This window comes from Pseudaeromonas pectinilytica, from assembly GCF_054780855.1.
In genome coordinates this window covers 21,807-48,207 of sequence record NZ_BAAGVN010000353.1, presented here as the reverse complement: position 1 = coordinate 48,207, position 26,401 = coordinate 21,807, and the positions used below count along the sequence as shown (strand labels likewise).

Annotated in this window: 24 protein-coding genes; 9 read left to right on the top strand and 15 right to left on the bottom strand. The window is 58.7% G+C overall.

Annotation, left to right across the window (positions count from 1 at the left end):
* Nucleotides 1-22: 22 nt before the first annotated feature.
* The 3 genes from ACYVG7_RS18300 to ACYVG7_RS18290 all read right to left on the bottom strand — a co-directional run bounded on the left by ACYVG7_RS18300 (nt 23) and on the right by ACYVG7_RS18290 (nt 2,856).
* A complete protein-coding gene (locus tag ACYVG7_RS18300) occupies nt 23-883 on the bottom strand; it encodes an NAD-dependent epimerase/dehydratase family protein (RefSeq protein WP_460884530.1) in 861 nt (286 codons plus the stop codon).
* Between the two features lie 2 nt (nt 884-885).
* Nucleotides 886-1,647 carry an AfsA-related hotdog domain-containing protein gene (locus ACYVG7_RS18295; RefSeq protein ID WP_460884529.1) on the bottom strand — a complete coding sequence of 254 codons (762 nt, stop codon included), beginning with the start codon at nt 1,645-1,647 and terminating at the stop codon, nt 886-888.
* Nucleotides 1,648-2,148: 501 nt separating this feature from the next.
* Nucleotides 2,149-2,856 (bottom strand): HAD-IA family hydrolase, encoded by a 708-nt coding sequence (locus tag ACYVG7_RS18290; protein WP_460884528.1) that lies wholly within the window; start codon nt 2,854-2,856, stop codon nt 2,149-2,151.
* Between the two features lie 175 nt (nt 2,857-3,031).
* Between ACYVG7_RS18290 and ACYVG7_RS18285 the strand changes: the two genes are divergently transcribed.
* Entirely contained in the window at nt 3,032-3,271 is a 240-nt protein-coding gene (locus tag ACYVG7_RS18285; protein ID WP_460884527.1) for a hypothetical protein, read from the top strand.
* Between the two features lie 89 nt (nt 3,272-3,360).
* Here ACYVG7_RS18285 and xerC read toward each other — a convergent pair whose 3' ends face one another.
* The 5 genes from xerC to lptM are packed head-to-tail and all read right to left on the bottom strand — an operon-like array spanning nt 3,361 to nt 7,327.
* A complete protein-coding gene (gene xerC, locus ACYVG7_RS18280) occupies nt 3,361-4,329 on the bottom strand; it encodes a tyrosine recombinase XerC (RefSeq protein WP_460884526.1) in 969 nt (322 codons plus the stop codon).
* On the bottom strand, nt 4,322-5,017 hold the full coding sequence (locus tag ACYVG7_RS18275; RefSeq protein WP_460884525.1) for a DUF484 family protein: 696 nt from the start codon (nt 5,015-5,017) through the stop codon (nt 4,322-4,324). The genes xerC and ACYVG7_RS18275 overlap by 8 nt, the downstream gene beginning before the upstream one ends.
* Nucleotides 5,014-5,844: a diaminopimelate epimerase gene (dapF, locus tag ACYVG7_RS18270; RefSeq protein ID WP_460884524.1), complete on the bottom strand. Its 831-nt coding sequence runs from the start codon at nt 5,842-5,844 to the stop codon at nt 5,014-5,016. The genes ACYVG7_RS18275 and dapF overlap by 4 nt, the downstream gene beginning before the upstream one ends.
* 9 nt (nt 5,845-5,853) lie before the next feature.
* Complete coding sequence (gene lysA, locus ACYVG7_RS18265) at nt 5,854-7,104, bottom strand: diaminopimelate decarboxylase (protein WP_460884523.1); 1,251 nt, start codon at nt 7,102-7,104, stop codon at nt 5,854-5,856.
* A gap of 55 nt (nt 7,105-7,159) precedes the next feature.
* Entirely contained in the window at nt 7,160-7,327 is a 168-nt protein-coding gene (gene lptM, locus ACYVG7_RS18260) for an LPS translocon maturation chaperone LptM (RefSeq protein WP_460884522.1), read from the bottom strand.
* 86 nt (nt 7,328-7,413) lie between these two features.
* Here lptM and cyaY point away from each other — a divergent pair, with 86 nt between their 5' ends.
* Nucleotides 7,414-7,728, top strand: coding sequence for an iron donor protein CyaY (gene cyaY / locus ACYVG7_RS18255; RefSeq protein WP_460884521.1), 315 nt, complete (start codon nt 7,414-7,416; stop codon nt 7,726-7,728).
* Between the two features lie 107 nt (nt 7,729-7,835).
* Nucleotides 7,836-8,126: an Rdx family protein gene (locus tag ACYVG7_RS18250; protein WP_460884520.1), complete on the top strand. Its 291-nt coding sequence runs from the start codon at nt 7,836-7,838 to the stop codon at nt 8,124-8,126.
* 23 nt (nt 8,127-8,149) lie between these two features.
* On the opposite strand, the gene ACYVG7_RS18245 is transcribed toward ACYVG7_RS18250, so the two are convergent.
* Entirely contained in the window at nt 8,150-10,642 is a 2,493-nt protein-coding gene (locus ACYVG7_RS18245) for a class I adenylate cyclase (RefSeq protein WP_460884519.1), read from the bottom strand.
* Nucleotides 10,643-10,972: 330 nt separating this feature from the next.
* Here ACYVG7_RS18245 and hemC point away from each other — a divergent pair, with 330 nt between their 5' ends.
* The 6 genes from hemC (at nt 10,973) to ACYVG7_RS18215 (ending at nt 18,941) form a co-directional block, all read left to right on the top strand.
* Nucleotides 10,973-11,899 carry a hydroxymethylbilane synthase gene (hemC, locus tag ACYVG7_RS18240; protein ID WP_460884518.1) on the top strand — a complete coding sequence of 309 codons (927 nt, stop codon included), beginning with the start codon at nt 10,973-10,975 and terminating at the stop codon, nt 11,897-11,899.
* A complete protein-coding gene (locus ACYVG7_RS18235) occupies nt 11,896-12,624 on the top strand; it encodes a uroporphyrinogen-III synthase (RefSeq protein ID WP_460884517.1) in 729 nt (242 codons plus the stop codon). Before hemC ends, ACYVG7_RS18235 begins: the two co-directional genes overlap by 4 nt.
* A gap of 3 nt (nt 12,625-12,627) precedes the next feature.
* Nucleotides 12,628-13,725: a uroporphyrinogen-III C-methyltransferase gene (locus ACYVG7_RS18230; RefSeq protein ID WP_460884516.1), complete on the top strand. Its 1,098-nt coding sequence runs from the start codon at nt 12,628-12,630 to the stop codon at nt 13,723-13,725.
* A 10-nt stretch (nt 13,726-13,735) separates the two neighbouring features.
* Nucleotides 13,736-14,914, top strand: a complete 1,179-nt coding sequence (locus ACYVG7_RS18225) for a heme biosynthesis HemY N-terminal domain-containing protein (protein WP_460884515.1) — start codon at nt 13,736-13,738, stop codon at nt 14,912-14,914.
* A 184-nt stretch (nt 14,915-15,098) separates the two neighbouring features.
* Complete coding sequence (locus ACYVG7_RS18220) at nt 15,099-17,384, top strand: LTA synthase family protein (protein ID WP_460884514.1); 2,286 nt, start codon at nt 15,099-15,101, stop codon at nt 17,382-17,384.
* A gap of 339 nt (nt 17,385-17,723) precedes the next feature.
* Entirely contained in the window at nt 17,724-18,941 is a 1,218-nt protein-coding gene (locus ACYVG7_RS18215) for an ammonium transporter (protein ID WP_460884513.1), read from the top strand.
* A 101-nt stretch (nt 18,942-19,042) separates the two neighbouring features.
* Here the strand turns inward: ACYVG7_RS18215 and manA are convergent, their stop codons facing one another.
* The 6 genes from manA to ACYVG7_RS18185 are packed head-to-tail and all read right to left on the bottom strand — an operon-like array spanning nt 19,043 to nt 26,375.
* A complete protein-coding gene (manA, locus tag ACYVG7_RS18210) occupies nt 19,043-20,329 on the bottom strand; it encodes a mannose-6-phosphate isomerase, class I (RefSeq protein WP_460884512.1) in 1,287 nt (428 codons plus the stop codon).
* Nucleotides 20,330-20,331: 2 nt separating this feature from the next.
* Nucleotides 20,332-21,705, bottom strand: a complete 1,374-nt coding sequence (locus ACYVG7_RS18205) for a phosphohexomutase domain-containing protein (protein WP_460884511.1) — start codon at nt 21,703-21,705, stop codon at nt 20,332-20,334.
* 27 nt (nt 21,706-21,732) lie between these two features.
* Nucleotides 21,733-23,208: a mannose-1-phosphate guanylyltransferase/mannose-6-phosphate isomerase gene (locus ACYVG7_RS18200; protein WP_460884510.1), complete on the bottom strand. Its 1,476-nt coding sequence runs from the start codon at nt 23,206-23,208 to the stop codon at nt 21,733-21,735.
* Between the two features lie 22 nt (nt 23,209-23,230).
* On the bottom strand, nt 23,231-24,340 hold the full coding sequence (locus ACYVG7_RS18195; RefSeq protein ID WP_460884509.1) for a mannuronate-specific alginate lyase: 1,110 nt from the start codon (nt 24,338-24,340) through the stop codon (nt 23,231-23,233).
* Between the two features lie 2 nt (nt 24,341-24,342).
* Nucleotides 24,343-25,764: an alginate O-acetyltransferase AlgX-related protein gene (locus ACYVG7_RS18190; RefSeq protein WP_460884508.1), complete on the bottom strand. Its 1,422-nt coding sequence runs from the start codon at nt 25,762-25,764 to the stop codon at nt 24,343-24,345.
* Entirely contained in the window at nt 25,761-26,375 is a 615-nt protein-coding gene (locus ACYVG7_RS18185) for an alginate O-acetyltransferase AlgF (protein ID WP_460884507.1), read from the bottom strand. The genes ACYVG7_RS18190 and ACYVG7_RS18185 overlap by 4 nt, the downstream gene beginning before the upstream one ends.
* Between the last annotated feature and the right edge of the window lie 26 nt (nt 26,376-26,401).

Below are 26,401 nucleotides of genomic sequence, written 5' to 3'. Positions count from 1 at the left end.
GTTGGTATCCATAGCGGGCACCTCAGTCCAGCGAACTTACTGCAAGTATAGATTGCCCCCAACACGTAAAGGGAACAGCGCCACGCAGGGGCTTGCGCACCTTGTGGTTATACTGCTGCGCGATGGCGGCAATATCCCGGATCGCGATGCCGTGGGGGTTGGCGAGAATATAACGTTGCCCGGCCTGCCCCTGCTGCGCGGCGGCGACCATGGCGCGCGCCACGCGGCGGACATCCACCAGATTGATCTCGAAATCCAGATCCAGCGGCAACTCACCGCGCACAATGGCCTCCATAAACTTCAGGGTCGGGGTATGCCAGAACTGGCCGCTGCCGATCATGGCGGCAGGGAGCAAGCAAATCAGCTCCAGTCCCAGCTCTTGCGCCAACTGGTGCGCCCGCTGCTCCGCCGCCAGTTTCGAGGCAAAATAGGGGTTGCCGCAGGTATCCTGGCACCAACTGTCCGGCCCGAGGGCGCGCCCACTCTGATCCCGGCCTAGCGTGCCGGTGGAGCTGACATACACCACGCGCTTAACTCCGGCCTGATGGGCCGCGCGCAGGATATTTTCCGTCATCTGCACGTTGGCTTGCTCGATATCCCGCTCCGGCGCCCGGCTCCAGTGGGCAAAATGCGCTGCCGCGTGGTACAGCACGGCGACGCCGGATAAGGCCTGCACCAGACCCTCCGGCTGCAGCAAGTCCATCTCGATCAACTCGCCGGAGATGGCGCCCAGGGATCGGGCCTTGCCCGGATCCCGAACCCCGGCCCGAACCTGATACCCGGCGGCAACCAGTGCCTGGGTCAAATGACTACCTAAATGACCGGTCGCACCGGTAACGAACACGGTTTGTTGCATCTGCTGTTGCTCCTGTTGTGCTTGCATGGTTAGCCCCCGACCACAGAACTCAATACCGGTGCCGGTTGCAGTTTTTTCTGCAGGGTGCGGATACTCTTCTGGATGGTGATATGGGCTAGTCGTTGCTCTTTTTGAATAATTTTCTGTTTATCGGTTGCAGTAAAACTGCCACCGGTAACTACTATTTTTTTACCGTTCTGCATAAATTCGACATGAATGACGAATATTTCTTCGCCCTCGTCGTTAAATCGATTTTCAGTAATCGTCAATACGACTTGAGTTTCTATCGGAAAGGCGAAGTTATGATATTCAGCGTAAATATCATGCATCACATAATATTTGCCAATCGAAGTTCGGATCATATCGGTTACGGCAGAGGCTATTTGCCGGGTGGCTTCTAAAAACACCATACCCTGAATATGATATCCGGTGGTGTGATCCAGTAATAATTCATTATCGGCGTGCAACAATAAATCAGACTGATAGGTGTTATGGGCTATTTCTTTCGGGGTAGTGATAAGAATATTCTCACAACGATATTTATGGGTCTGTTTACTGGTGGCTAATTTTTTTTCATCACTCCACTGCTCAGTCACATCGATATATTGATGATTGATTTTATCAATATAAGCCTGCTGCTCGAAGGTCAATCCCTGTCCAGGGCACGCCACTACCGGATAAGCGTAATTATCCTTACGAACTGAATCCGCCCACTCCGAATAATGCACGGCACCTTCGATCTCTTTAAAATTCTCAAATACATCACCTATAACGTAAATAATTTTATTCATAACAATCTCCTGTTTTGAAAAATATACGCTTGGCAAAATTAGCCAGAGGAATGTATGAGCCGACGTTTTATATGATTCAACCAACTAACTTGCCAGGCGTTCACTCGCGGCGCCGGTTAATTAAACACTTTAATTACCATTGGTGAATTAACTTTTTATTAACCTGTCTCATCTGACAAGTGCTATGGATTTAATGAAAACTTGGCACGAAAATAAAATAATGGCGAAGATAGACCGTGAAGGGATTAACAACGAAATGATGTTATGTCATGAATGCATAATATTTCATGGAAAAGACAGAGCGACGGCAAAAGACGCAAACAGAAAATAACCGCCAGGAAATAGTGACTATACGGAACGAGCCATTGGAGCTGGAATTACAGCGGCGAACGGCTCCCTGGCGCAGAGTGCCAGGGATGATGGGCTGCCGTCACAGCGATGCTGGACCCGCGACTCAGATCAGAACCGCACGGACCTGTCCGTCAAGCTCCCCGGTGCGTTCTACAACAGTGTCAGCAGCTGCTCCAGACGGGTGAGCATCACATCGGGCAGGATGCGCAGGGTGCGCCACTCCTGGCCGACATCGTTGAGCCAGGCGCTGCGGTAGCCGTTGTGCACGGCCCCGGCGACATCGGTGGTCACATCGTCACCGACATGCAGGATCTGTTGGGGAGCAAGTTGCAGACGGCGGGCCATATCGGTGAACAGATCCGGTGCCGGTTTCATGCGAAAGCCGCCACCGGCCTTGAGCACGTGCTGGAACTGGCCTTCCAGACCCAGACGTTCCAGCAGCACATTGCCATTGGTAATCACCACCAGCGGATACTTCTGTGCCAGCGCCGACAGGATACGGCGAGTGGTATCCGGCACCGCAATCTGGGAGCGCACCTCGAGGAACTGGGCAAACACCGACTCCGCCTCCTGACGCGCCATGGCCTCGGCCATGCCGCCTTCCATCAGACCGCGTTGCAACAGCACGCGGCGACAGAGGGAGACATCATCGACCAGCGCCGGTTGCTGCCGTTGCAACTCCAGCTTCAGACGATGCCACCAGCTGCGATCGTACATGGCCGTTTCCAGATAGCGATCCCGCATATGAGCCACCATCCACTGCTCGGCATGCTCGATCACCGGCCGGTTGTCATACAGGGTGTCATCGAGATCAAAACTGATGGCGCGCACCGCACCAAGACGACGAAAAAACTCCATAACCACTCCTGATGATCACAACAAAGCACCACCATGCTAGCGCGTTTAATCCGTGAGGTCACATGCCGGATCGACGGAGGAGCTGCGGCGAGACCGAGTTCGCAGGGGACAAATCGGCATCGGGTGCGTTAGCATACCGCGCCGTTCCCTTGCTCATGCTGCGATGCTCTCTGCCATGTTCCAACGCCCGCTGTTCTGGTTGCTCTGTCTTTCGCTGTGGTTCGCGCTGCTGATCTGGCGGCTGGTCGACTTCTTCGATGAGGAGAACAGCAGCGACTACCACGTGACGCGAGTGGGTCTGAACATTGGCGGGGGATATGCCGAGATCCTGCAGTTGGCGCTAATTGCTCTCTGTGGCCTGTTCAGCGGCTACTGCCTGTGGCGGTTATTGCGAGTCGTAAAGCGAGCTCCCTAAATAGCCGTGCTTCATCGACAAGGAGGCACACGCTGACACGCCGTACACCCTTCCATGGGGGCTCCACCCCGGCGAAACAGGTGATGCAGTTAATCGGCCTTGTGGCGCTTTTTGGCTCGCGGATGGGACTGGTCATAGACATCCGCCAGCCGTTGAAAGTCCAGGTGGGTGTAGATCTGGGTGGTGGCCAGATTGGCGTGCCCCAGCAGCTCCTGCACCGCGCGCAAGTCGGCAGAGGATTCCAGCAGATGGGTGGCAAAGCTGTGACGCAACTTGTGCGGATTGACGTGGGGAGCCAGATCCTGCTTGATGCCCCACTGCTCCAGTCGTAGCTGCACCGAGCGAGTGGAGATGCGCCGCTTCTGCTTGCTGAGGAACAGCGCCGGCTCATCGGCGACCGCAAAGAGCGGGCGCACGGCCAACCACTTGTTCAACCACTCCAGCGCCATGCGGCCGAAGGGCACAATTCGCTCCTTGTTCCCCTTCCCCAACACGCGCAGCTGGCGATCATCCCGTCCCAGATCGGCGACGTTCAGCGCCACCAGCTCGGCCAGTCGCAAGCCTGCGGAGTAAAACAGCTCCATCATGGCCCGATCGCGGATCGCCAGCGGATCCCCTTCATCGGTGATGTTCAGCAGTTGATAGACCTGATCCACATCCAGATTTTTCGGCAGTGGCCGCCCCTGTTTCGGCGTCACCACCCCCCGCGCCGGATTGGCCTTGAGCTCTTGCTGGCGCACCAGATAGTCACAGAAGCTGCGCAGCGATGACATCTTGGTGGCGATACTGCGCGCCGAGAGCTTGCCGCCGCGATGCAAACGCACCACCAGGCCACGCACCAGCGGTGCCTTGAGTTCAGACCAGTGGGCTAGGCCCAGTTGATGAGATAGATCACCGAGCTCGGTCAGATGCAGACGGTAGTTGTTGAGGGTATGGGCGCTTAACTGGCGCTCGACCCGCATGTCTTCGAGGAAACGGTCAATCCAGTCGCGGAGGGCGGCGGACATGCCGCAACCGGGCTCTGGCTGCCGGGTCCCGGAAGCGCCCGTTTTAGCCACGCAGCGTCACCAGAGTCGGCACCAGCAAGCTGATAAAGCGGCCGAGCTGCTCCAGCAGCAGGCTGTCCATGCCGGGATGATAGTACTCGGGATTGGCGTGGCCAAAGGCGAGAAAACCCAGTTCGCCCTGTTCACCCAGCCGCAGGATCGCCGCCGAATGCACCAGCGCCTCTTCCCCGAACAGGGTCTGGCGCTCACTGTCGTACAGGCGGCCAAAGTAGATCCCCTGCCCAGCCATCGGTTGTACGCACAGCTGATTGAAACGGGCAGGCTCCAGCACAAAACCCTGATCGCTGCGCTTGGCCTTCACGGCCCCGGCATTCAGCCACAGGGCGCTGATGGGAATGCGCAACCGATTACGAAAGGTGGTGTGCAGTCGCTTCCACAGCTGGCGCAGTGTGGTGCAGGCAAAGAGCTCGGGATAGACATCGGCATAGACCCGGAAGATGTGCTCGTTGCGGCTGGCGGTGGCCATCAAGGCCCGCAGCTCCTGCTCCTGAGCTTCGATACGCTCGCGCTGGCGCTCCTGCTGCAACTCCACCAGCGACACAGCCCCGCGGACCGGATGCGGGATCTGTAGCTGATCGAGCAGCGCCTTGTGGCGCAGGAAAAACTCGGGGTGTTGGCGCAGATAGGCCACCACCTGCTCTTCCTGCAACAAGCCTTCCAGCAGCGAGGTCTCACTCACAGATCCATCTCTCCATCAAAAACGTGCTCGGCAGGTCCGGTCATGAACACCGGCGTCCCCGGCCCTTTCCAGGCGATCTGCAGGGTACCGCCCGGCAGGTGCACCTTGACCCGATCCCGCAGCTTGCCCTGATAGATGCCGACCACGGCAGCGGCGCAAGCGCCGGTGCCACAGGCCATGGTCTCTCCGGCGCCGCGCTCGAACACTCGCAGCCGGATTTCGTTGGCCGACACCAGCTCCATAAAGCCGACATTCACCCGCTCGGGGAAGCGGTCAAAGCTCTCCAGCTGGGCCCCCAGCGTCTCGACCGGGGCGGTCTTGATATTATCGACTTCCAGCACACAGTGCGGATTGCCCATGGAGACCACGCCGCACATCACCGTCTGTTCAGCGACCCGCAACAGATAGGTCTTCTCGGCCTTCTGGGCCCGGAACGGCACCTTGGCCGGCTCGAACTCGGGCACGCCCATGTTCACCGTCACCAGGTTGTCATGCTCCAGTTGCAGCACGATACGGCCACTCATGGTGCTGACCGCGATGCGATCCTTGTTGGTCAGCCCCTTGAGGCGCACGAAGCGGGCGAAGCAACGCGCCCCATTGCCGCACTGCTGAACTTCGGAGCCGTCGGCATTGAAGATGCGGTAATGAAAATCCTGCTCCGGATCATAGGGCGGCTCCACCAGCAGCAGCTGGTCGAAGCCGACACCGAAATGACGATCCGCCAGGCGGCGGATCATCTCGGGACTGAAAAAAATCTTCTGGGTGATGCCATCCACCACCATGAAGTCATTCCCCAGACCGTGCATCTTGGAAAATTGAATCAGCATGCTCTCGCCTCAGGGCAGGGTGTTTTCAAGACGCCACAGCTCGGCCAGCGGTTCCCGCTGCCGCACCAGATGGGCATCCGCGCCATCCACCAGCACTTCGGCAGCGCGGGGACGGGTGTTGTAATTGGAGGACATGGCAAAGCCATAGGCTCCGGCAGAGCGCACCACCAGCAAATCGCCTGGCGCCAGCCCCAGCTCCCGATCCTTGCCCAGGAAGTCACCGGTTTCGCACACCGGGCCTACCACGTCATAACGACGGGCCGGGCGCTCGAGACTGCGATCGGCAGGGATGATGTTCATCCAGGCGCCATACAGGGAGGGGCGGATCAGGTCGTTCATGGCGGCATCGACGATGGCGAAGTGGCGGTCTTCTCCTTCCTTCAGGTATTCGACCCGCGTCAGCAGCACACCGGCATTGGCGACGATGGCACGGCCCGGCTCGAAAATCAGCTGCAGGTCGCGATCGGCCAGCTTGGCCTTCAGAGCGGCGGCATATTGCTCCGGATGGGGCGGGTTCTCGTCACTGTAGTTGACCCCCAGACCACCACCGACATCCAGGTGATGCACATGGATGCCTTCGGAGGCCAGGCGGTCAATCAGCGCCAGCAGACGATCCATGGCTTCGAGGAAGGGCTCCAGCTCGGTGAGTTGGGAGCCGATATGGCAGTCGATACCGACAATCTCGATGTTCGGCAGTTGGGCCGCCCGACGATACAACAGCAGGGCGCGCTCGATCGGCACACCGAACTTGTTCTCTTTGAGCCCGGTGGAGATATAGGGATGGGTTCCGGCATCGATATCCGGGTTCACCCGCACGGAAATACGCGCCACCTTGCCCATCTCGCCCGCCACCCGGTTCAGCCGTTCCAGCTCGGGTTCGGACTCCAGGTTGAAGCAGAGGATCTCCTGACGCAGGGCCTCCTGCATCTCGGCTTCGGTCTTGGCCACACCGGAAAACACCACCTTGGCCGGATCACCGCCTGCTGCGATGACACGCGCCAGTTCACCACCAGAAACGATGTCAAAACCGGAGCCCAGACGCGCCAGCAGGTTCAGCACCGCCAGATTGCTGTTGGCTTTCACCGCGTAGCAGATCAGATGGGGCACATCTCCGGCAGCCTTGTCGAAAGCATGCCAGTGGCGCTCTATGGTCGCCCGTGAATAGACATACAGCGGAGTGCCATGTTCGGCCGCCAGTTCACTGAGGTTGCACTCTTCGGCGAAGATCTGACCATTTTCCCGGTAGTTAAAATAATCCATTTATCCTGGTGTTCCTTACGTTTGGTACGCCATCCGCAGCCTTAAGCCGCGCCGATCAGGGCTGGGTCGCAGCCGGTTGTTCCGTGTCCGGTTGCACCGCAGGTTGCGATGATTGCTGGGAAGAAGCCGCTTTTGACTCCTCTTCTGGCATTTTAAGGGGTCCTTTGAGGCCGCAAGCCGTCAACTGAGTCAACGCCAGCAGCACCCCTGTCCAGACAAGCATGAGTTTCTTCATGGATCTCGTGCGAAAAATCAAATTGGGCCCCTATAATCGCACTCATCTTCTTAAATGCAATAGGACCGACCCAGATGAAAGAGAGCGATTTTCACGCCCTGGCGGAACAGCAGTTTCAAGCTATTGAAGAGGCTATCGAAGCCAGCGGCGTTGATATCGATGCCGATACCAGCGGTGGCATTCTGACGCTGACCTTCGAAGACAAATCGAAGATCATCATCAACAAGCAGGCGCCGTTATGCCAGATCTGGGTGGCAACCCGCTTCAACGGCTACCACTTCGAATACCGGGATGATCAGTGGATCGACAACCGGGAAGGTCATGAACTGATGGCACTGCTTTCCGCCGCCAGCTCGGCTCAGTCCGGTCAGGAAGTGGAGCTCGGCTAGTGTTCCCCTTACGAGCGCTCACTGACATCCATCAGCGCTCACTCTCCCCATCGGGCGCTAATGCGCCCGATTTGCCGCTCATTCCGTCATAACCTCAAGGAGCCCACGTGTCCAAACCGGTGATCGACATCTACTACTGCCGTCAGTGCAACTGGCTGTTACGCTCGGCCTGGATGGCCCAGGAGCTACTCTCCACCTTCAGCGAGGAGCTAGGCTCGGTCAATCTGCACCCGGATACCGGTGGCCATTTTGAAATTCTGATCGATGGCGTGACCATCTGGGAACGCAAACGCGATGGCGGCTTCCCCGAGGTCAAAGTCCTCAAGCAGAAGGTGCGCGATGTCATAGATCCGGAACGGGATCTGGGGCATGTGGATCGCCAAACGCCATCGGAGTAACAACCTCAGGGCCGGGTAATGGCTTAGCCGTTATCCCGGCCATTGGAGCGGTAGGGATGGACCTGTTGCTGGCCGTCTTGCCAGACCAGCTCATAGAATTGCGGCAGGTTGAAGTTGATAAACTGATTGTCGTAATTGAAGCGTTCGTGGGTCAGGGTGTAGTAGCGATTGACGCTCTGCACCAAATCATCCCGACTGCCGGAGTAGTCGCGATAGATTTCGATCTGGTTGTTCTCATCCAGCACATAGACGTTAAAGCCGGTGTCGTTCTCCTCGAAGAAGAACTGGATCAGGCCATCGCTGGCGTAAGAGTCCACCACTGACGGCACGCACTGGCTCAGGTCATCCCCTTCCGGTAGTGGCTGGCGCTCCAGCTTGTTGCTGGACACCTGGCGATAGAAGTCGATGGCGCTCTCCAGTTTCTTCACCGAAACCCCGCGCCGCTCCAGGAACAGCGCATAGCGATCGTGTCCCAGGTAGAGCATTTTCACCAAGCGCTGCTTGTCACGGGCCAGGCGCAAATCGATGCACTCCTGTACCAACTGGCTGAACTGGTTGCGGATCAGACCGCGGAAATGGCGGCTGTAACAGAACACATCCACCGCCTCCGGCGCCAGCGCATCCTGATGCATCTTGCCCAGAATGGTCGACAGGGCTTCGACCACAGCTTCGGGGCCATTGAAGTGCAGGGTACGGATCTCGTTCCACGAATTGCGGTACACCAGATCCACGGTACCGACCAGACACTCCTGCTCACGGCCAAAACTCAGCACATCGGAATTGTCGGCATCGAACTCCAGCTCACGGTCATCCCAGTGCGAGGTCGGATCCAGCTCCAGATTGAGGAAGATCCCCAGATGGCGGATCTCGCACGGACGACTGAGCGCCAGATTGCTGACGGCATTGAGTCGCACCGGGAAGGTGGCGGCCAGATCGCGACTGAACTGGTGCAGGTTCTCCAGATCCAGATCCGCACCCTTGGTACGCAGGTGCAGTGCGGTTCCCGCCGTCAGCAGGCCATTGAAATAGGCCCAGGCCACCAGCTTGCTCAGGTAACCGTTATAGTCGAGAGGGGCCTGACCAATGATATCGACCGGCTTGAGCGAGCGGTTGTAGAGATACCAGCCCGCACGGTTCAGCCGTCCCGGCGGCACCTGGATCAGGCTCAGATCCGCTTCATGCAGATCCGGCGCTATCTTCAGATTGATGCGCTGCACCTTGCCCGGCAGGGCTTCAAACGCCGCATAGAGCTTGCGCGACAGTATGCCGATATCTTCCGGGTTGATGGATTCACTGATGTTGTTGCGGCGGGCAAACTGGATCAGCTGGCTGTAGCTCTGCATCAAGGCTTCCAGCAGTTCGCCGTAGGCCTGTTTGACCTCGGCCACTTTCCAGTCGTTGCGGTTATCCAGATGACGAAGCTGCTGGGCATCCCAGCCCCACTCGGTCACCAGGGCGGTGATCACATCCCGTCGCCACTGGCCATGTCGCGGCTCATGGTCGCGGCTCAGATCATCACACACCTTGAGATAGAAACAACGACGCGCCAGATCCAGCCGCTTGTGATCACCCTGGCCACTCAGATACTGGGTCACCTTGTCGAGCATCAGGTAATAGGTATCCAGCCGCAGGCTGTAGTCGTCATGATGCTGGAACCAGTCTCGGGTCTCAACTGACAGCAGGCGGGTATGGGGAAACTCGGCGGAATAGGCTTCCATCAACAGGATCTTCAACACCGCCTTGTAGGGGGAGTCGAGGCCTTTATACAGCAGCCAGAGCGCCGAGCCGAAATACTCCTCGGCCGGGATCCGCTGCAGGCTACCCAGATCCAGCCACTCGTGCTGCTGCAGTTGGCCGGAGCGGAACAAAGCCGCCACCTGCTCGTCGTAACCCTCATCCCAATCCCCGGGCAGGATGGGCCACAGCAGACGTTGACCGGCGATGCGCAGGGCACTGCGATAGAACTCATCCAGCAACAGCAGGTGCTGCGCACTGCCGCAATTGTCACCACCGAGTTCGGCACGATTATGGAGACGGAATTTGTTATCCGGGATCAGGAAGAAGTTGAGCTCGACGCCGCGATTTTCGGCCAGTTTGGAGATCAGCAGGCACTTGTGTTCCAGCAGTTCGAGACGCTCGGCTTCCAGTTCGTGAGAATGACAGACCCAGATGTCCAGATCGGAGCGGCAACACTGACCGATGGACGAGGTACTGCCCATGGAATAGAGGCCAAGAATCGAGCGCTCATGAGCCTGGATGCCGGCGTGACAGTTGGTGGCGATACAGATGTCTTCAATGAAGTCGCGCTGACTGGCGGACAGCTCGAAGCTGGCGATGCCGTGCGGCACTTCGCCGGAGACATAGCCTGGCAGGAGCGGATGGTTGAAATGAAACAAGACCGGCAACAACTCGAAGAGCTGCTGGCTATGTTGACTCATTGCTTCCAATGCACGCTCAGTCCTGGTCTGATTCATCGCATCATAGCGGGCTATGAGCGTTGCGAATTCATGTGGCAACCGACTGACCTTAATCCCACGAACATCCAGACCCGAATCGCACCGAATTCGGGCAAAAGTGTGAGCATGGTAACAACAGGTAACAGCCCGGTAAACCTTTTCTCCTCACCTAAAAACAGGCCCCGTAAGTGAATCGATTAATCATGATATGGGCCGCAAATGTAACCGCCCTCAAGAAGCCATTATCCGGATTCATGCGAACCAGATCACGTTATGCATCCCAAGCCAGCCACTCGGCCGACATCAACTGCACCGCAGCCCTGTGGCCCCCCATGCAGCTGACTGGCAAGAGTGGTACTATTCGACCATTCCTCCCCTGCCATTGTGACCATGAGAACAAGCATTCGCATCGCCACCCGCAAGAGCCCGCTGGCTCTGTGGCAAGCCAACCATGTCAAATCACGCCTCGAAGCCCTCTATCCAGAGCTGGTCGTCGAGTTAGTGCCGATGAGTACCAAAGGCGACAAGATCCTGGATAGCCCATTGGCCAAAGTGGGTGGCAAGGGATTGTTCGTCAAGGAGCTGGAACAGGCCATCCTGGCCGGGGAAGCCGATATCGCTGTGCACTCGATGAAGGATGTGCCGGTGGAGTTTCCAACCGGTTTGGGGTTATGCATCATTTGCGAGCGGGAAGATCCCCGCGATGCCTTCGTCAGTTCCCGTTTCGCCTCGGTCGCCGAACTGCCTGCCGGCAGTCGGGTCGGCACTTCCAGCCTGCGACGGCAATGCCAGCTGCGCGCCCAACGTCCGGATCTGCAGATCCTGGATCTGCGCGGCAACGTCAACAGTCGGTTGGCCAAGCTGGACGCCGGAGATTACGACGCCATTATTCTGGCGGCCGCCGGTCTCAAACGCCTCGGCATGCCGGAGCGCATCACAGCCCTGCTGTCCCCGGAGCAGAGCCTGCCCGCCAACGGTCAGGGAGCGGTCGGCATCGAATGTCGCCTGGATGACGAAGGTTTGCTGGCGCTGCTGGCACCGCTGGAGCACGAGCCGACCCGCCAACGGGTGCTGGCCGAGCGCGCCATGAACCGGGCCTTGCAGGGTGGGTGCCAGGTTCCTATCGGCGCCTATGCCGAACAGGAGGGCGACGAGCTGTGGTTGCGGGGGCTGGTAGGGCGCCCCGACGGCAGCCTAGTGCTGCGCGCCGAACAACGGGGGCCAGCCGGTGCGGCCGAAGCCTTGGGCTCCGCCCTGGCAGAGCAGTTGCTTGCCTTGGGCGCAGCCGAAATCCTGAGTGGAGTCTATGGGTCATGACCCCGCTCATCCTGCGCCCGGAACCTCAGGCCAGCGAGTTAGCTCGATTGTTGCGGCAGGCGGGCCACCAGCCCCACGTCTGCCCCTTGTTGCAGATAGTGCCGGGCCGCGACTTGCCCGCCTTACAGGGATTACTGCGCAGCCATGACCTGCTGATTGCCATCAGTGCCCATGCGGTGGAGCAGGCCAACCTCTGGTTGCAACAACAGGCCGAATCCTGGCCCCGGATCCCCACCTTTGCCGTCGGTAGTGCCACCGCCGCCAGCTGGCTGGCCTGCCACATCGACGCCATAACCCCGATTGATGCCCGCAGCGAAGGCCTGCTGGCACTGCCCGAGTTGATGACGGTGCAAGGCCGACGGGTGCTGATCCTGCGGGGGGATGGCGGGCGGGAGTTCCTGGCCGAGCAGCTGCGGCTGCGTGGCGCCGAGGTTCACTATGGCGAATGTTACCGGCGACAATGGCCCGAGTTCGATGGTCCGGCGCTGTGCACACAGTGGCGTACAGTCGGAGTCGACAGTGTTATCATCAGTAGCGGCGAAATATTGCGCCGCCTTTTACAGCTGATCCCCGACCAGGACCGCCACTGGCTCGACAGCTTGCAGATCATTGTACCCAGCCACCGGGTTGCCACCTTGGTGGCTGAAGCCGGTCTACCTGCGGCCCACGTGGCGCAAGGGGCTACTCATGCTGCCATGGTGGCGGCTCTCGGCAAGAGGAATTAAGGCATGACAGAACAAGTACCAGCCACCCAGCTTCCGGATAACGACGCCTCGGTGAACCCACCCGTAGCCGCTGCAGTTGCTCCGGCACAGCCGAGTCACAGTGGCGGCTGGCGCAATCACTGGCTGGGCGCTCTGGCGATCGTGCTGCTCCTTGCCGCCTGCGCGGCTGCCTATCTGTATGACACCTGGCGCAGCCAGCAACAGACCGCGGCTCTGCACCAGTTGGAACTGCAACTGGTGGCGTTGCAACAGCAACAACCAGCGCTGCAAGAAAATGACCTGCAGCGCCAGCAACAGCTGCAAAACCTGAGTACCAGCCAGCAGCAGCTGAGTGACAAACAGACCCAGCTGGAAAAACAACTGCTGCGTCTGGAGAGCCGTCGCCCTAACGACTGGTTGCTGGCCGAAGCCGACTATCTGGTGCGCATGGCCGGACGCAAGCTGTGGTTGGAGCGGGACGCCACCGCCGCGCAGATGTTGTTGGTCGAGGCCGATAACCGCTTGCGGGATCTCAACGATGCCAGTCTGCTGCCGTTGCGGCAGGCGCTGACCAGCGATCTGGTCAAACTCAAGGAGCTGCCGTTACTCGATCGGGAAGGCCTGGTACTGCGTCTCGGCGCCCTCATCGACAACGTGGATCAACTGACGTTGCTCGGCATCAATCCCCCCCCGGCCACCGAAGGGGAAGCCGACGTCGCACTCAGTAATGACCCGGGAGACTGGCAGAGCAATCTGAAGAAGAGCTGGATCGCCTTCACCGAGAATTTCATCACCATCCGGCGTCGCAATGGCGATACCGAAGCGCTGATCTCCCCGCAGCAAACCTGGTATCTGAAGGAGAATCTGAAGACCCGCTTGCTGCAGGCCCAACTGGCCATCTACCGCGAACAACAAGCAGTCTACGAAGACAATCTGACCAAGGCGGATAGCTGGCTGGAGCAGTACTTTGACCCCAACGACAGCACCAGCCAATACATGCATGGCGAGATTGCCAAACTGCTGGAACAACCCGTGGTGCTGGATTATCCCAAGCAATTCCAGAGTCAGCACCAGCTCGAGGAGTTGGTCCATCAGCGGCTGCAACACCTGATGGCCCAGTGAGGAGACAACCATGATTCGGATACTGTTACTGCTCGGGATCCTGGGCGCCGCCTTGTTGTGCGGTCCGTTACTGGCGGGCAACAAGGGATATGTACTGATTGCCATCGGCGAGTACACCATCGAGATGACGGTGATCAGCGCCGCCATTCTGGCCTTTATCCTCTACGGGGCCCTGCTACTGCTGGAACGGGTGGCGGTGCGACTGTTTGGCATCAAGGGTTCGACTCGGCTCTGGCTGGGGAATCGCCGTCGCCGGAAAGCTCGGGAGCGCACCCTGGCGGGCACCCTGGCTCTGGCCGAGGGGCAATTTCGGCAGGCAGAAGCTCTGATGCGCAAGAGCGCCCCGGACAGTGAACAAGCCTTGCTGAACTATCTCAGTGCCGCAGAGGCGGCTCAGGCTCAGGGCGAACATGCCCGTCGCGACGAATACCTGGAACAGGCTGCCGCCCAGCATCCTCGCGCCTCGCTGGCCGTCAGCCTGATCCGCGCACGGCTGTTGCTGCGTCAGCAGCAATATGCCGAGGCCGAAACCCTGCTGGAAAACCTCAATCAGGCCCACCCGCAACACGCCGTGATCCAGCAACTGCTCAAGGAGTGCTATCAGGCGCTGGGCCACTGGGCTCCTCTGTTGGCCCTGCTGCCGCAGTTGCACAAACGCAAACAACTGAGCGGCGAAGAGCAGCGGCAGTTGCAACAGCAGATCTATCCGGCGCTGTTCGAAGAACAGGCTCGTACCGGTGGCGCCAGCGGTGTGCAAACCCTGTGGCGCGAGTTACCGAAGAGTCTGAAACAGGATCCGGCGCTGCAGGCCGCCGCGGCAGGAGCCCTGATCCGCCACGGTGAGGAGGCTCAAGCCCTCGAACTGCTGCAAGAGGGTCTGAAACGACATGCTGAACCGGCACTGTTGCTGGTGATCCCGCTGTTGCGGCAGCCCGCACCCCGTCTGCTCGCCCAACTGCAAAAATGGGAACAGCAAGAGTCACAACCATCGGCGGCCCTGCTGCAGGCCATCGGCTCCTTGCTGTTGCGGCAGCGGGATTTTGAAGCTGCCCAGGCGTATCTGGAACGCGCCCTGGCTCTGGAGCCTGATGCGACCACCTATCGCGCACTCGCCGAGCTGATGGAACAATTACGGCTGTTTGAGAAAGCCAGCACCTACTATCGCCTCAGCCTCGCCGCCACCGCATAGGCCTCGAGTTTCTTATTGTCCGCCCGTGTTTGCGCTGGTTGAGCCTCGACTTCTGTCGACCAGCGCCGGATATTGCACTGCCGGAATTGACAGGTCAGCGATAGCTCTCCACCATCGGTCGATCCGGCAAGAGACTTGCTTAGCAATCTATTGCCTCCCGCGACCGGCTTGAGAGAAACCGCACATGCGTCACCGTTTCACATTCCGTCATCCTGATGCCAGAACGGCCTCTCCGCTCGAGCGTATGCTGCTCGGTCTACTGGGGCTCTTGCTGTTGCTGGTCTTATTGCTGCCGGTGGTTCGGGACGAGGGACTACTCTATCCGGCCTATCATCTGCAATTCGGCGACGTCGCCGAACTGCAGAATATGGGCATGATCTACAAGAATGATGATCGCGGCACCTATGCGGTGCTGGATGCCAATTGGCGTTTCACCCAGCCCCTGAAACCGGGGGATCACATCGTCTACCGCTTGAGTCGACCTGACAGCCAGGAGGCCAGCCATATTGATCTGGCGGTCGGTCCCCGCGAAGGGCTGAACTCCGACTGCCTGCATCAGGGTGGTTGCTATGTGTCGCTCGCGGCCAGCATCCGGGTGTTGAAAGAGTCGCTCGCCGAACAGTATCAATTGACGGTAGAAATCGCCCGCTCCGGGGTCGAGCCCTCAGCCGCATTCAATACACCCCAGCTGATCCGCTCTTTGCCCCAGAGCGGTTTTAGTCTGCAGCGCATGCTGCTGAGCCTGAGCGCAACCCTGCTACTGTGCTGGGGATTACTGCGAGTATTGGCGCCCGTTCTGCGCCAAGGACTGCGCTGGCGGATCACCGGCACCATCCTGCTGGCCAACCTCTGTTTTCTACTGCTCCATGCCACTTTCTGTTTCCGCTTCAGTGAGTTTCTGGTGTGGTCCGAGTACCGGATCAACCACTATTACCTCTCCTGGAGCCTGATGACCCTTGGCTGGCTCATCAGCGTGCTGGTCGGTCGCCATCTTTATATGGGTCTGATCTTCACCCTGCTATTTGCCATTGGCCTGCTCGCCAACTTCGCCAAGATCAGTATCTACGGCACCTCGCTGGGTGGGGATGACCTGAACAATCTGGTCAGTCTGTTGCAGATCCTGATCGGCGACCACGGGCTTTGGGTCGGCGGGATCGGTGCTTCGCTGCTGATCCTGCTCTGGCGGCTGCGCTGGTTCAACTGGCTGCTGCGTTTCGTCGCCGTCCTCATCACCTTCTTCGGCTTCAGTGTGTTTGCGATTCAGGCCAGCAATACCGTCCTCGGCCCGAACATCAACTATTTCAATAATGAAACCAGTTACCACAGGGACATGGTGCGCCGCGGCCCGTCCCTCTACCTGTTCGATCTGATCAACGGCCTGGTCTCCGGCAGCTCCATTTATAGTTACCCGGCCGCCGCATCCCCATTGCAACAACCCTTGATCAGCCCCAGCACCGACGCCACAGAGCAACCGGCCTGGGATCTGGTCATCGTCATGCAATATGAGGCGCTCTGGCTGGGCTGGGAAGGCGGCATCTGCAAACCGGCTCCGGTGCTAAAGCTGCCGGCAACGGTGCAGGCGGTGCAGCAGCAGATCCACTCCCCGACCACGGGCGGCATGACGGTACTGGCCGAGTTCGAGATGAATACCGGTTTACCGGTTGGACTGCTGAAACAGGGCATAGTGCCTTACTACTATCTGGCCGATCAGGCGGCGGGTCTGGCTCGCAGTGCAGGGGCCATGGGATACAGCACCCACTTCTATCATCCCTACAAACAGAACTTCTGGGGACGGGATAAAGCCATTCCGGCATTGGGCTATCAGCACGGCCATTTCGACAGCGAGTTCAATACGTTGGATCAGAAAGGCTTCTATACCAGCGACCGGGCTCTGGTGCAGCGCATTCTGGAACAGAGCCAAGCCGACTCGGCCCCTCAACTCCTCTATGCCGTCACCATGCAGGGACATGGCCCGTTCAATCAGAGTCGTTACGGCCAGCAAGAGCTGGAGGGCGCTTGCCCTGGCGAGAGTGAAAGTGACCGCCAGACTCTGAACACCTATTACACCGGGGTGGTGGATGCCATGGCCTCGCTGCAAACCTTGATCGATGGCCTGGATGCCAGTGGCAAACGCTATCTGTTGCTGGCATTTGGCGATCACCAGCCCTATCTGATGAACGCCGGAACCCGGGTGTTGCCGCCTCATGCCAAGACGGAGCTGACGTTCCGGATCCCGTTCATGGCCTTCAGCCGAGCAGGCAGCGGTCCGCTGAACCAGCAATACCAGAACGTACGCCAGCTATTCCAAGCCGGGCAAGTCACGCGGGCACTGCTCGGGGATAGCCAGTTTGTCCCTGACTTGCCACAGCCCGTGCTGCACCCCTTGCTGGGCAAGGAGCCCACATTCGACCCGGCCAGCTACCAGCAGGCCCTCGAAGCAACCTTCCGCGCCGATACCTTCTCTCATTAATTCCGGTCCTGCGGCATCCAGCAGCAGGACTCACCCTCCTGCTGTTGGTGCTTTGCACTGTTTTGACGCTCCAATTTAGTGCTTGATGCTATCGGATGCCGTGGGATCAATCGTCGGCATCGCGACGATATTTATCCTTTTCATCATAAGGTTATCCATAAAGCCTCCGACCATTAATCCAGTTGGTACGCTTTGTGTATATGCACTGCGCCGCGCACCAGAAGAACTCCCCCAGTTGGTTCGATTGCGCGAAAAATGTGCTTAACAAAAACAATACAACCCGGAACAAGGCGAACCCAGGATGCCGGTTGCGCCATTTTGTAGCGATGGAGGTCAGTTGTGGTGGATGTAAACAATGCAGTGGCAACACTGGTTACCAGCTCGGATACCCTGTTTATTTTGCTGGGTGCCATCATGGTGCTGGCCATGCATGCCGGTTTTGCGTTTCTGGAGCTCGGTACCGTTCGCGGCAAGAACCAGGTCAATGCCCTGGTCAAGATCATCACGGATTTCGCCGTGTCCACGCTGGCCTATTTCTTCTTCGGTTACTGTCTGGCTTACGGTCAAAGCTTTATGAGCGGCGCCCACACCCTGGTTGCCAACCATGGTTTTGATCTGACCAAATTCTTCTTCCTGCTGACCTTTGCGGCGGCAATCCCGGCGATTGTCAGCGGTGGTATTGCCGAGCGAGCTCGCTTCTATCCCATGCTGACCTGCTCCTTCCTGATTGTCGGCCTGGTCTATCCGCTGTTTGAAGGGATTGCCTGGAACGGTCGGTTCGGGGTGCAGGAGTGGTTGCAGGGCCAGTTCGGCGCGGCGTTCCATGACTTTGCCGGTTCCGTGGTGGTCCACGCGGTGGGCGGCTGGATTGGTCTGGTGGCGGTGATCCTGCTCGGTACCCGGCGTGGACGGGTGCGTAACGGTCAGACCGTCGGCTTCGCTCCGTCCAATATTCCCATGCTGGCGCTGGGCGCCTGGATCCTGATCGTCGGCTGGTTTGGTTTCAATGTCATGTCAGCACAGAAGTTGTCCGCCATCAGTGGCCTGGTCGCAGTCAACTCGCTGATGGCCATGGTCGGTGGCACCCTGGTCGCACTGCTGCTGGGCCGTAATGACCCTGGCTTCATCCATAACGGCCCACTGGCTGGTCTGGTTGCGGTCTGCGCTGGTTCCGACCTGATGCATCCGGTCGGTGCCCTGGTGGTCGGTGGCGTTGCCAGCGCCATTTTCATCCTGGTGTTCACCTGGTTGCAACGCAAACCGAAGATCGACGACGTACTCGGGGTCTGGCCGCTGCACGGCCTGTGCGGTGCTTGGGGTGGTATCGCCGCCGGTATCTTCGGCAGCGAAGCGCTGGGTGGCATGGGCGGCGTCAGCTTCATGAGCCAGCTGATCGGCACCCTGATGGGGGTCGCCATTGCGGTGATCGGTGCACTCATCATCTACGGCATCATGGCCAAGGTCGTTGGCCTGCGGTTGAGCCAGGAAGAAGAACACGAGGGGGCGGACTTGGCGATCCACAAGATCAGCGCCACCGCCCACGAGGTACAGTTGTAAGCACCCGCAGCGGGCAAGCGACACACAAACGGCTCCTATTCGGAGCCGTTTTTTATGGTGATTCGCCAGCGCAATTCAGGGTCAAGCGTCGATGAACCCCGTTATTGATTCACCCGGGCCCAGGCTAACTTGCCCTTGCCACTCAGAGTGTAACTGGCACCACCACCCGGCAGCAGCAAGGCATCAGCGGGTCCCAACGACCAGGTTTCACCATCCGCAGCGGTGAGTGTCATCTGGCCGCGCAATCCGTACAGCAGCTCGATTTCCCCTTGCCCACCGACCGAAAAAGGATGTTGGCCATCCGGACGCAGGAAGCTGAGACGAAAATCCGCCACCGGTATCGGGATCATCTGCTCGATACCCACATAATCCGGTCGTAGCACCTGCGGATACATGATGGCAAATTCCACCGTCGCCAACAGCTCAGGTTTGTCCACATGCTTATCGGTCAGCCCGGCACGCAGCACATTATCCGAACAGGCCATCACCTCCACCCCGGTCCCGCGCAAATAGGCATGGGGGGTCCGCGCCGGCAGGAATAATGATTCGCCCGGATTCAGATAGACCAGATTCAACAGCAAGGGAGCAAAGGCACCGCTGTCGCCGGGATAAGCCCGCGCCAAGCGCGCCATCTCCAGCAAGGCCGGTTGCTTATGGTATTTGATGCTGGGTGCCGCGGCGGCCAGGGTGCGCCGCACCTCATCGGCCGGCAACTCCAGTACCCATTGGTAGAAGGGCTCCAGCGCCTCCAGCCCCCGAGCCTCCAACTCCAGGATCCAGCTGTTAAACAGCTTGACCCCCAGCAGTTGCAGCAGGTTGATCATCTCGCCAATCGGCCGAAAGCCGACCATGGCCGCGAAGGGGGTCAGGGCCGAGATCAATTCTGGCTTGTGATTTGGATCCTTGTAGTTGCGATGACCCGCCGCCAGCGGAATGCCCGCCTGCTCCTCGCGCAGAAATCCCTGCTGCGCTTGCAGCTTGTTAGGATGTACCTGGATCGACAAGGGCGAGCCCGCCGACAGGATCTTGAACAGGAACGGCAGCTCATGACCAAAATGTGCCACCACCGATGAGCCGAGCAGCAGCTGGGGCTCGGCCTGGATCACCCGATCCAGCGGTACGCTACCACTGGGCAGGTTCACCCAAGAGGGCGCCTTGGGATGGGCACCGACCCAGATCTCTGCTTGGGGTTGACCGGTGGGGTTGGCCACCCCCAGCAACCAGGGCAGGACATCTGTGGTCCCCCAGGCATAGGGCTGGACGCTATTTTGCAGTTTCAACGGCCGCTGCAGTTGTTGCATGGACAGACCAGGCAGCAACCCGGAAGCAGGCTCTTCCGAGACTTTGGTTCCGGCTAGTTCCGGAATCAGTGGTGATAATGACAACATGGTTAACCCTCCTGGCGTAACAGCGTCAACACTTCATGGGTCTTGTGATCCATCAAGTGGATATCGGCGCGGGACTCAACGTTCAAACGCACCACAGGCTCGGTATTTGAGCTGCGCAAATTGAAACGCCAAGCCTCGAACTCCAGACTGATGCCATCGGTGTGGTCAATCAGGGTGGCGTGAGGTTGATAGTGGGCCAGCACCCGGGCAATGGCAGCTTGCGGGTCGGGCAGCACACTGTTGATTTCCCCGGATGATGGGTAAGCAGCGATGCGCTCGGCCACCAGCGTCGAGAGCGGCTGACGACGCCGGGAGAGCAGCTCGATCACCAGCAGCCAGGGGATCATGCCACTGTCGCAATAGGCAAAATCCCGGAAGTAATGGTGCGCACTCATCTCGCCGCCATACAGGGCATCTTCAGCGCGCATCCGCTCCTTGATAAAGGCATGACCGGTCTTGGATTGCACCGCCACGCCGCCACTTTGGGTGACAATACTCTGGGTATTCCACACCAACCGCGGATCATGGATGATGCGACTGCCGGGTTGTTTGGCCAGGAAGGATTCGGCCAACAGGCCGACGATGTAGTAGCCCTCAATGAAGGCACCCTTTTCGTCAAACAGGAAGCAGCGATCGAAATCCCCATCCCAGGCAATGCCCATGTCGGCGCCATAGGCCTTCACCGCTGCCGTGGTGTCTTCACGACACTCGGGCAGCAAGGGGTTGGGAATGCCATGAGGGAAATGACCATCCGGTTCATGATGCAGCTTGATGAAACTGACCGGCACCCCGAGTTGCTTGAAGCGCTTCTCCAGCGCATCGATGACATGCCCGGCAGCACCATTGCCCACATTGGTCACCAGCTTGAGTGGACGCAGCTGGGCCAAATCCAGATAGGTCAGCAGATGGGCGACATAGGCCTCCTCCACACTCTGCTGCATATAGTGACCCGGCAGTTTGGCCTCGGGACCATAGTCCCGGGTTTCGGCCAGCCGCTTGATCTCGTTCAGGCCGGTATCGCCACTGATCGGCTTGCTGCCCTCGCGCACCAGTTTCATGCCGTTGTAGTCGGCCGGGTTGTGGGAGGCGGTCACCTCGATGCCACCATCCACCCCCAGATGCCAGGTGGCAAAGTAGATCTCCTCGGTGCCGGTCAATCCTAGATCGATCACATCGGCGCCACTATCCATCAGTCCGCGGGCTAACGCCTGTTTCAGGGCCGGAGTCGACAACCGCACATCGCCACCGATCACCACTCGTTTGGCCCCCAGATAGTAGGCAAACGCGCGGCCAATCCGGTAGGCGATCTCCTCATTCAACTCATCACCCAGTCGGCCTCGAATGTCATAAGCCTTGAAGCAGCTCAGTTGTTCCATCTCCAGATCCCTCTTGTGCTGTGTTGATTAGTTAGCCGGCAGAATACGAATGCCGGAGGCCATCAGCAGATTGCTGGCTGGCAAGGGGTCATGGGGATCGACCCGGCCATACACATCGGCCACTCGCTCGATATCTTCGTCACCGAGGAAGGTGCCGGTCTGTACTTCGATGATTTCCAGCGGCACCTTGCCCGGGTTGGCCAGGCGGTGAAATTCACCTTGTGGAATATAGGTGGACTGATTTTCGGTGATCAGGAAGGACTGCTCGCCAATGGTCACCTCACCGACACCATGTACCACTACCCAGTGTTCGGCACGGTGCAGATGCCGATGCAAGGAGAGACTCTGCCCCGGTTGCACCGTGATGTGCTTGACCCCGAAGCGTTGTCCCTGATCGATGGCGTCATAGCTGCCCCAGGGACGGTAGACCTCGCGATGATGCTGCGCCTCTTGCCGACCAGCCCGCTCCAGCTTCTTCACCACGTTCTTGACGTCCTGCACCTGATCCAAGTCCGCCACCAGCACCGCATCCTTGGTCTCGATGACGACTGTGTTCTTCATACCGATCAGACTGACCATGCGATGGGTGGTGTGAACGTAGCAATTTTCGCTCTGCTGGATTTCAACGTTGCCCTTGAGGAAGTTGTGCTGCTCATCTTTTTCTTGCTCTTCCCACAGCGCTGACCAACTGCCGACATCGCTCCAGCCCGCCTGCAACGGTACCAGCACGGCATCTTGAGTCCGTTCCATGATGGCGTAATCGATGGAGTCATCCGGGCAGAAAGCAAAGCTGTCGGCATCCAGACGCCAGAAATCCAGATCCCGGTACTTGCGCTCCAGCGACAACTGGCAGGTATCGTAGATATCCGGCTGCAGGGCTTTTACCTCTTCCAGAAAACGGCTGGCCTTGAACATGAACATGCCGCTGTTCCAGAAGTAGTCCCCGCTGGCCAGAAAGCTCATCGCCGTCTGCTGATCCGGCTTCTCGACGAAGCGCTCTACCGGCACTGCCTCCAGGCCGTTGACCTGGGAACTCTTTACATAGCCATACCCGGTTTCCGGCGCCGTCGGCACAATGCCGAACAGCACCAGCTTGCCCTTCTCGGCCTCCACCCGCGCCCGCTCCAGGGCGGCATGGAAAGCGGGCACGTCGCGGATCACATGGTCGGCGGGCAACACCAGCATCAGATCATCGACGGTTTCTTCTTCCTGGATTAGCATCGCCGCCAGAGTCACCGCCGGTGCGGTATTGCGGCCAAAGGGCTCCAGCAGGACATTGCAGGGCTCGCGCTTGATCTCCTGCAATTGCTCCCGGACAACGAAGCGGTGCAGGTGATTGCACACCAGAAAGGGTTTACCGAATGGTTTCTCCGGCAAGCGCAGAACCGTCTGCTGTAACAGGGTGTGTTCACCCAGCAGATTCAGAAACTGCTTGGGGTGTTGCTTACGAGACAGAGGCCAGAGGCGAGAGCCGCTGCCACCAGAGAGAATGACTGGAATCATGGGAACACTCCTTGTGCCGGGTCTATTTGATCTCGCGGCGGTCGGGATAAATTTCCGGCCGGTCGCGAAGGTAGATAAAACTTTGATCGCCGCCCAGAGAGCTGCTCTTGAGCGGCACCAGGCGCTTGATCAGTGGTAATAACGCCGGGTCTTTGACAATCGATTCGTAGGGCGCCAACCACGCCAAACGTCCGCCCTCCTCAAAGTCCAGATCGACTTGTTCGGCTCCGGCAACTTCTTCGATGGATTCTGGATCCTCCAGATTGACCAACACCACTGCGGCGACTCGCTGCAACGCCTTGCGCTCGAGAAGCAGGGGCGACTGCTGATTGGCTTGGGCAAACGCCGCCATGGTGCTGAGTGGCAACAAGGCAAAACTGTGATAAGCCAGCGCCCGGGTTTTCCGCCGCAGCTCGTTGGGCAGATATCCCTCGTCCGTCACCTGACGCATGGCCATCTGATAGACCCCGTAGGACCAATCAAACAGATCCTGTCGTTGCAACACCACGGCGGTCACCATCACACTCCAGGCCGCCCAATAATCATGGTTATTCGCCTTGTCCGGACCCCGCCCCTGATAATCCTGCTGCACCTGGGCAGCCAACGCCGCGAGCCAACCCTCGAGCAACTGCTGGTCAGCGACAGAAATATTGGCTCCCAGATTCAGTTTCAGCTTCAGATAGTTGGTAGCAAAAGAAGCCAATGTCCATTTGCGTACCGCATTGCCAACATGGTTGCTGGGTTTGCCGAGCAGAGCCTTTTGGCTGGCCCAGGCTCGCCAATGGGTGAGCAGACACTCCAAGTCCGTGCTGTTGCCGCGGCCCTTGAACAACCGGTCACTCACCTTGGCCGAGAACTGCTGCAAATCCTTCATCGGTTTGGTCCGGCTCTCATACTCCTTAATGGCATCGGGGTTTACATCATCACGGGAAGAATCATCCCCCTCATATTTGCTTGGAAAATTCAGCGCCCCGCCGAACACCTGAACCGGAGGGCAACGGACGCTCTGACCACCATGGCGCAGGACCAGACCCGGGCGATAAAAGCCCGGCGCAGGACGTAACTCCGCAGCCAGAGCAGCAGACATTTCCAACATCCCGGCAAGTACCAGTAACCATGCGACCCTGTTCATTGTTATCTCCTAGCGGTTTGCGATAACGGCGGCTTGCCATCCAGTTCACAGACGTTCACCGCCACATCGACTTCGGGTTGCGTGGAGCCCACCTGATTGAGATCGAGGGATATAAAGTTCTCGTTGCGCAGTAACTCATCCTGCGCCAGCGAGAACACAAAACGGCCTCCGGTGTTGGCACGCTGATTTTGACGAACGGTGAAACGTTCATCGGCACCATTGCCATACCAGGCGGTCACATTCAGGTCATGGACCGTGGGATCACTCAGTTGCAGCTCCATCACCAGATCCCCGGCATCCCGCTTCAACAGCTCGGTGCTGAACACCAGCTCGTTATGGCCGGCTCCAGGACGAATCTTTTGGCTGCTGCTCAACAGTGACTTCTTGCCCTCGCAGCCGTTATTGACCAAAGGAATCAACTGCCGAAACAAGGACTTGTCCTTCATCAAATAGTGAGCTGGCAACTCCCAGAGGATCATCTTCGGTGGTTTTTCCTGGAACACGCCCGAAGGGAGATATTCCAGCCAGGCACCGCTCTCCTCACCACCCGACAGCGCCATATTCAGGATGTCCTTGCCCAGGTACTGACGCAGAAAGCCTTCAAAGTTGGTGCGCTGATTCGCACTGGCACTGAAGCTGGTGCCAATCAGTACCAGTTCGGGCGCCACTTCGGCCTCCAGCAAGTCGCTGTCCGGCGTGGTCTGATATTCATTGGTGTACTGGAGCGGGTAGTTCTGCTGGCACAGATCGCCAATGGCGCGCTGCCAGTTACCGTTGACCGCGGTATAACCACTGGCCTCGGTCTGATACTCCTCGCTGGGCAGACTGTCGTAGAAGGGATAATGACTGACTGTTTTGGCCACGACCCGAGCCGTCGCCTCGGCGCCGGTCGGGCTCCAGTGCAAGTCACGTTTCAGGTAGAAATCACCCTGCACCTGGTCAACCAGTTGATCCAACGGTGCCGCAGCCACGCCGATATCCCGGAAGCGCTGCAGGGCCGCTTGGTAATTCGCCAGCGCCAGCGCCTTGTCAAACGGCTGCAGGCTCTGATCCTCATGCATCAGACCGCGGCTGGGCAGATAGACCACCATCAGCTGGGTACCGCGCTTTTTCAGCGCCTGGGAGAACTGCTTGAGCATGGCCATCGACTCAGGGCTTGGGCCAAACTCGGTGGCAAAATCGGTCCGAGCCCGAAATACCCAGCCGTTTTTACCGGCCACCAGCGGCCACAGGGTCGACAACACATCACCCTTGTAATTCTCTTTTACCAACGCCGCAGGACAGAGATTGCAGCAGGGTTCAGCCTGATAGACGGGTGCCGCCGCACCCGTGGGCAGCGGAGCTTGAGCCTGTGGGGCACTTTGCGCTTGCACACCACCGGCCAAAACACTGCCTATCAGCATGGAGAGCGCCCGGGCCTTCATTGCACAGACTCCACAACGGCGATATGGGGCTGACCACCGACATTCAGCACGAACAGACTGGTCACCTGACCGCGCTTGAGGATCATGGCCGGAGTGGTCGCCAGCAGCTTGCTTTCCTCACCGACACCGAACGATGTTCGCACTGCATTGACTTCCCGCAGCGCCGAGGCGCCACTATCAATCGGGCCTAGAATCGATTTGCCCTGTTTGGTGAGCAAGGAGAGTTTGGTATCCAGCAGGTTGTAAAACGCCAGTCGTGCCCGTGACTTATCCTTGAATGGCGTCTCGCTGATCACCTTGACCTTGCCATCCTGCCACAGCAGGGTCTGTTGGGTGCCCTGGACCAGTTTCAGCGGCTGACTCTGACCATTCAACGTCACGGTATAATCCCCCTCCACCGCAAAGGCATAGGGGCTGCATTGACTCACCGCCAGATTAAGCGTCTTGCCCTTGAAGCCCACGCTCACCGGACCACCACTGGCATTCATCACCCGGAAAAACCCGGCATTCGCCGGAGCTATAGCTCCGTATAGGGCAGCATCTCCCGCCCACAGCGGCGCCGCGAGCAGAGAGCCGATCATCAGTACTATGCATTTCATCCATTGCTTCATCTCTACATCTCCTGGGTGGTAACAAA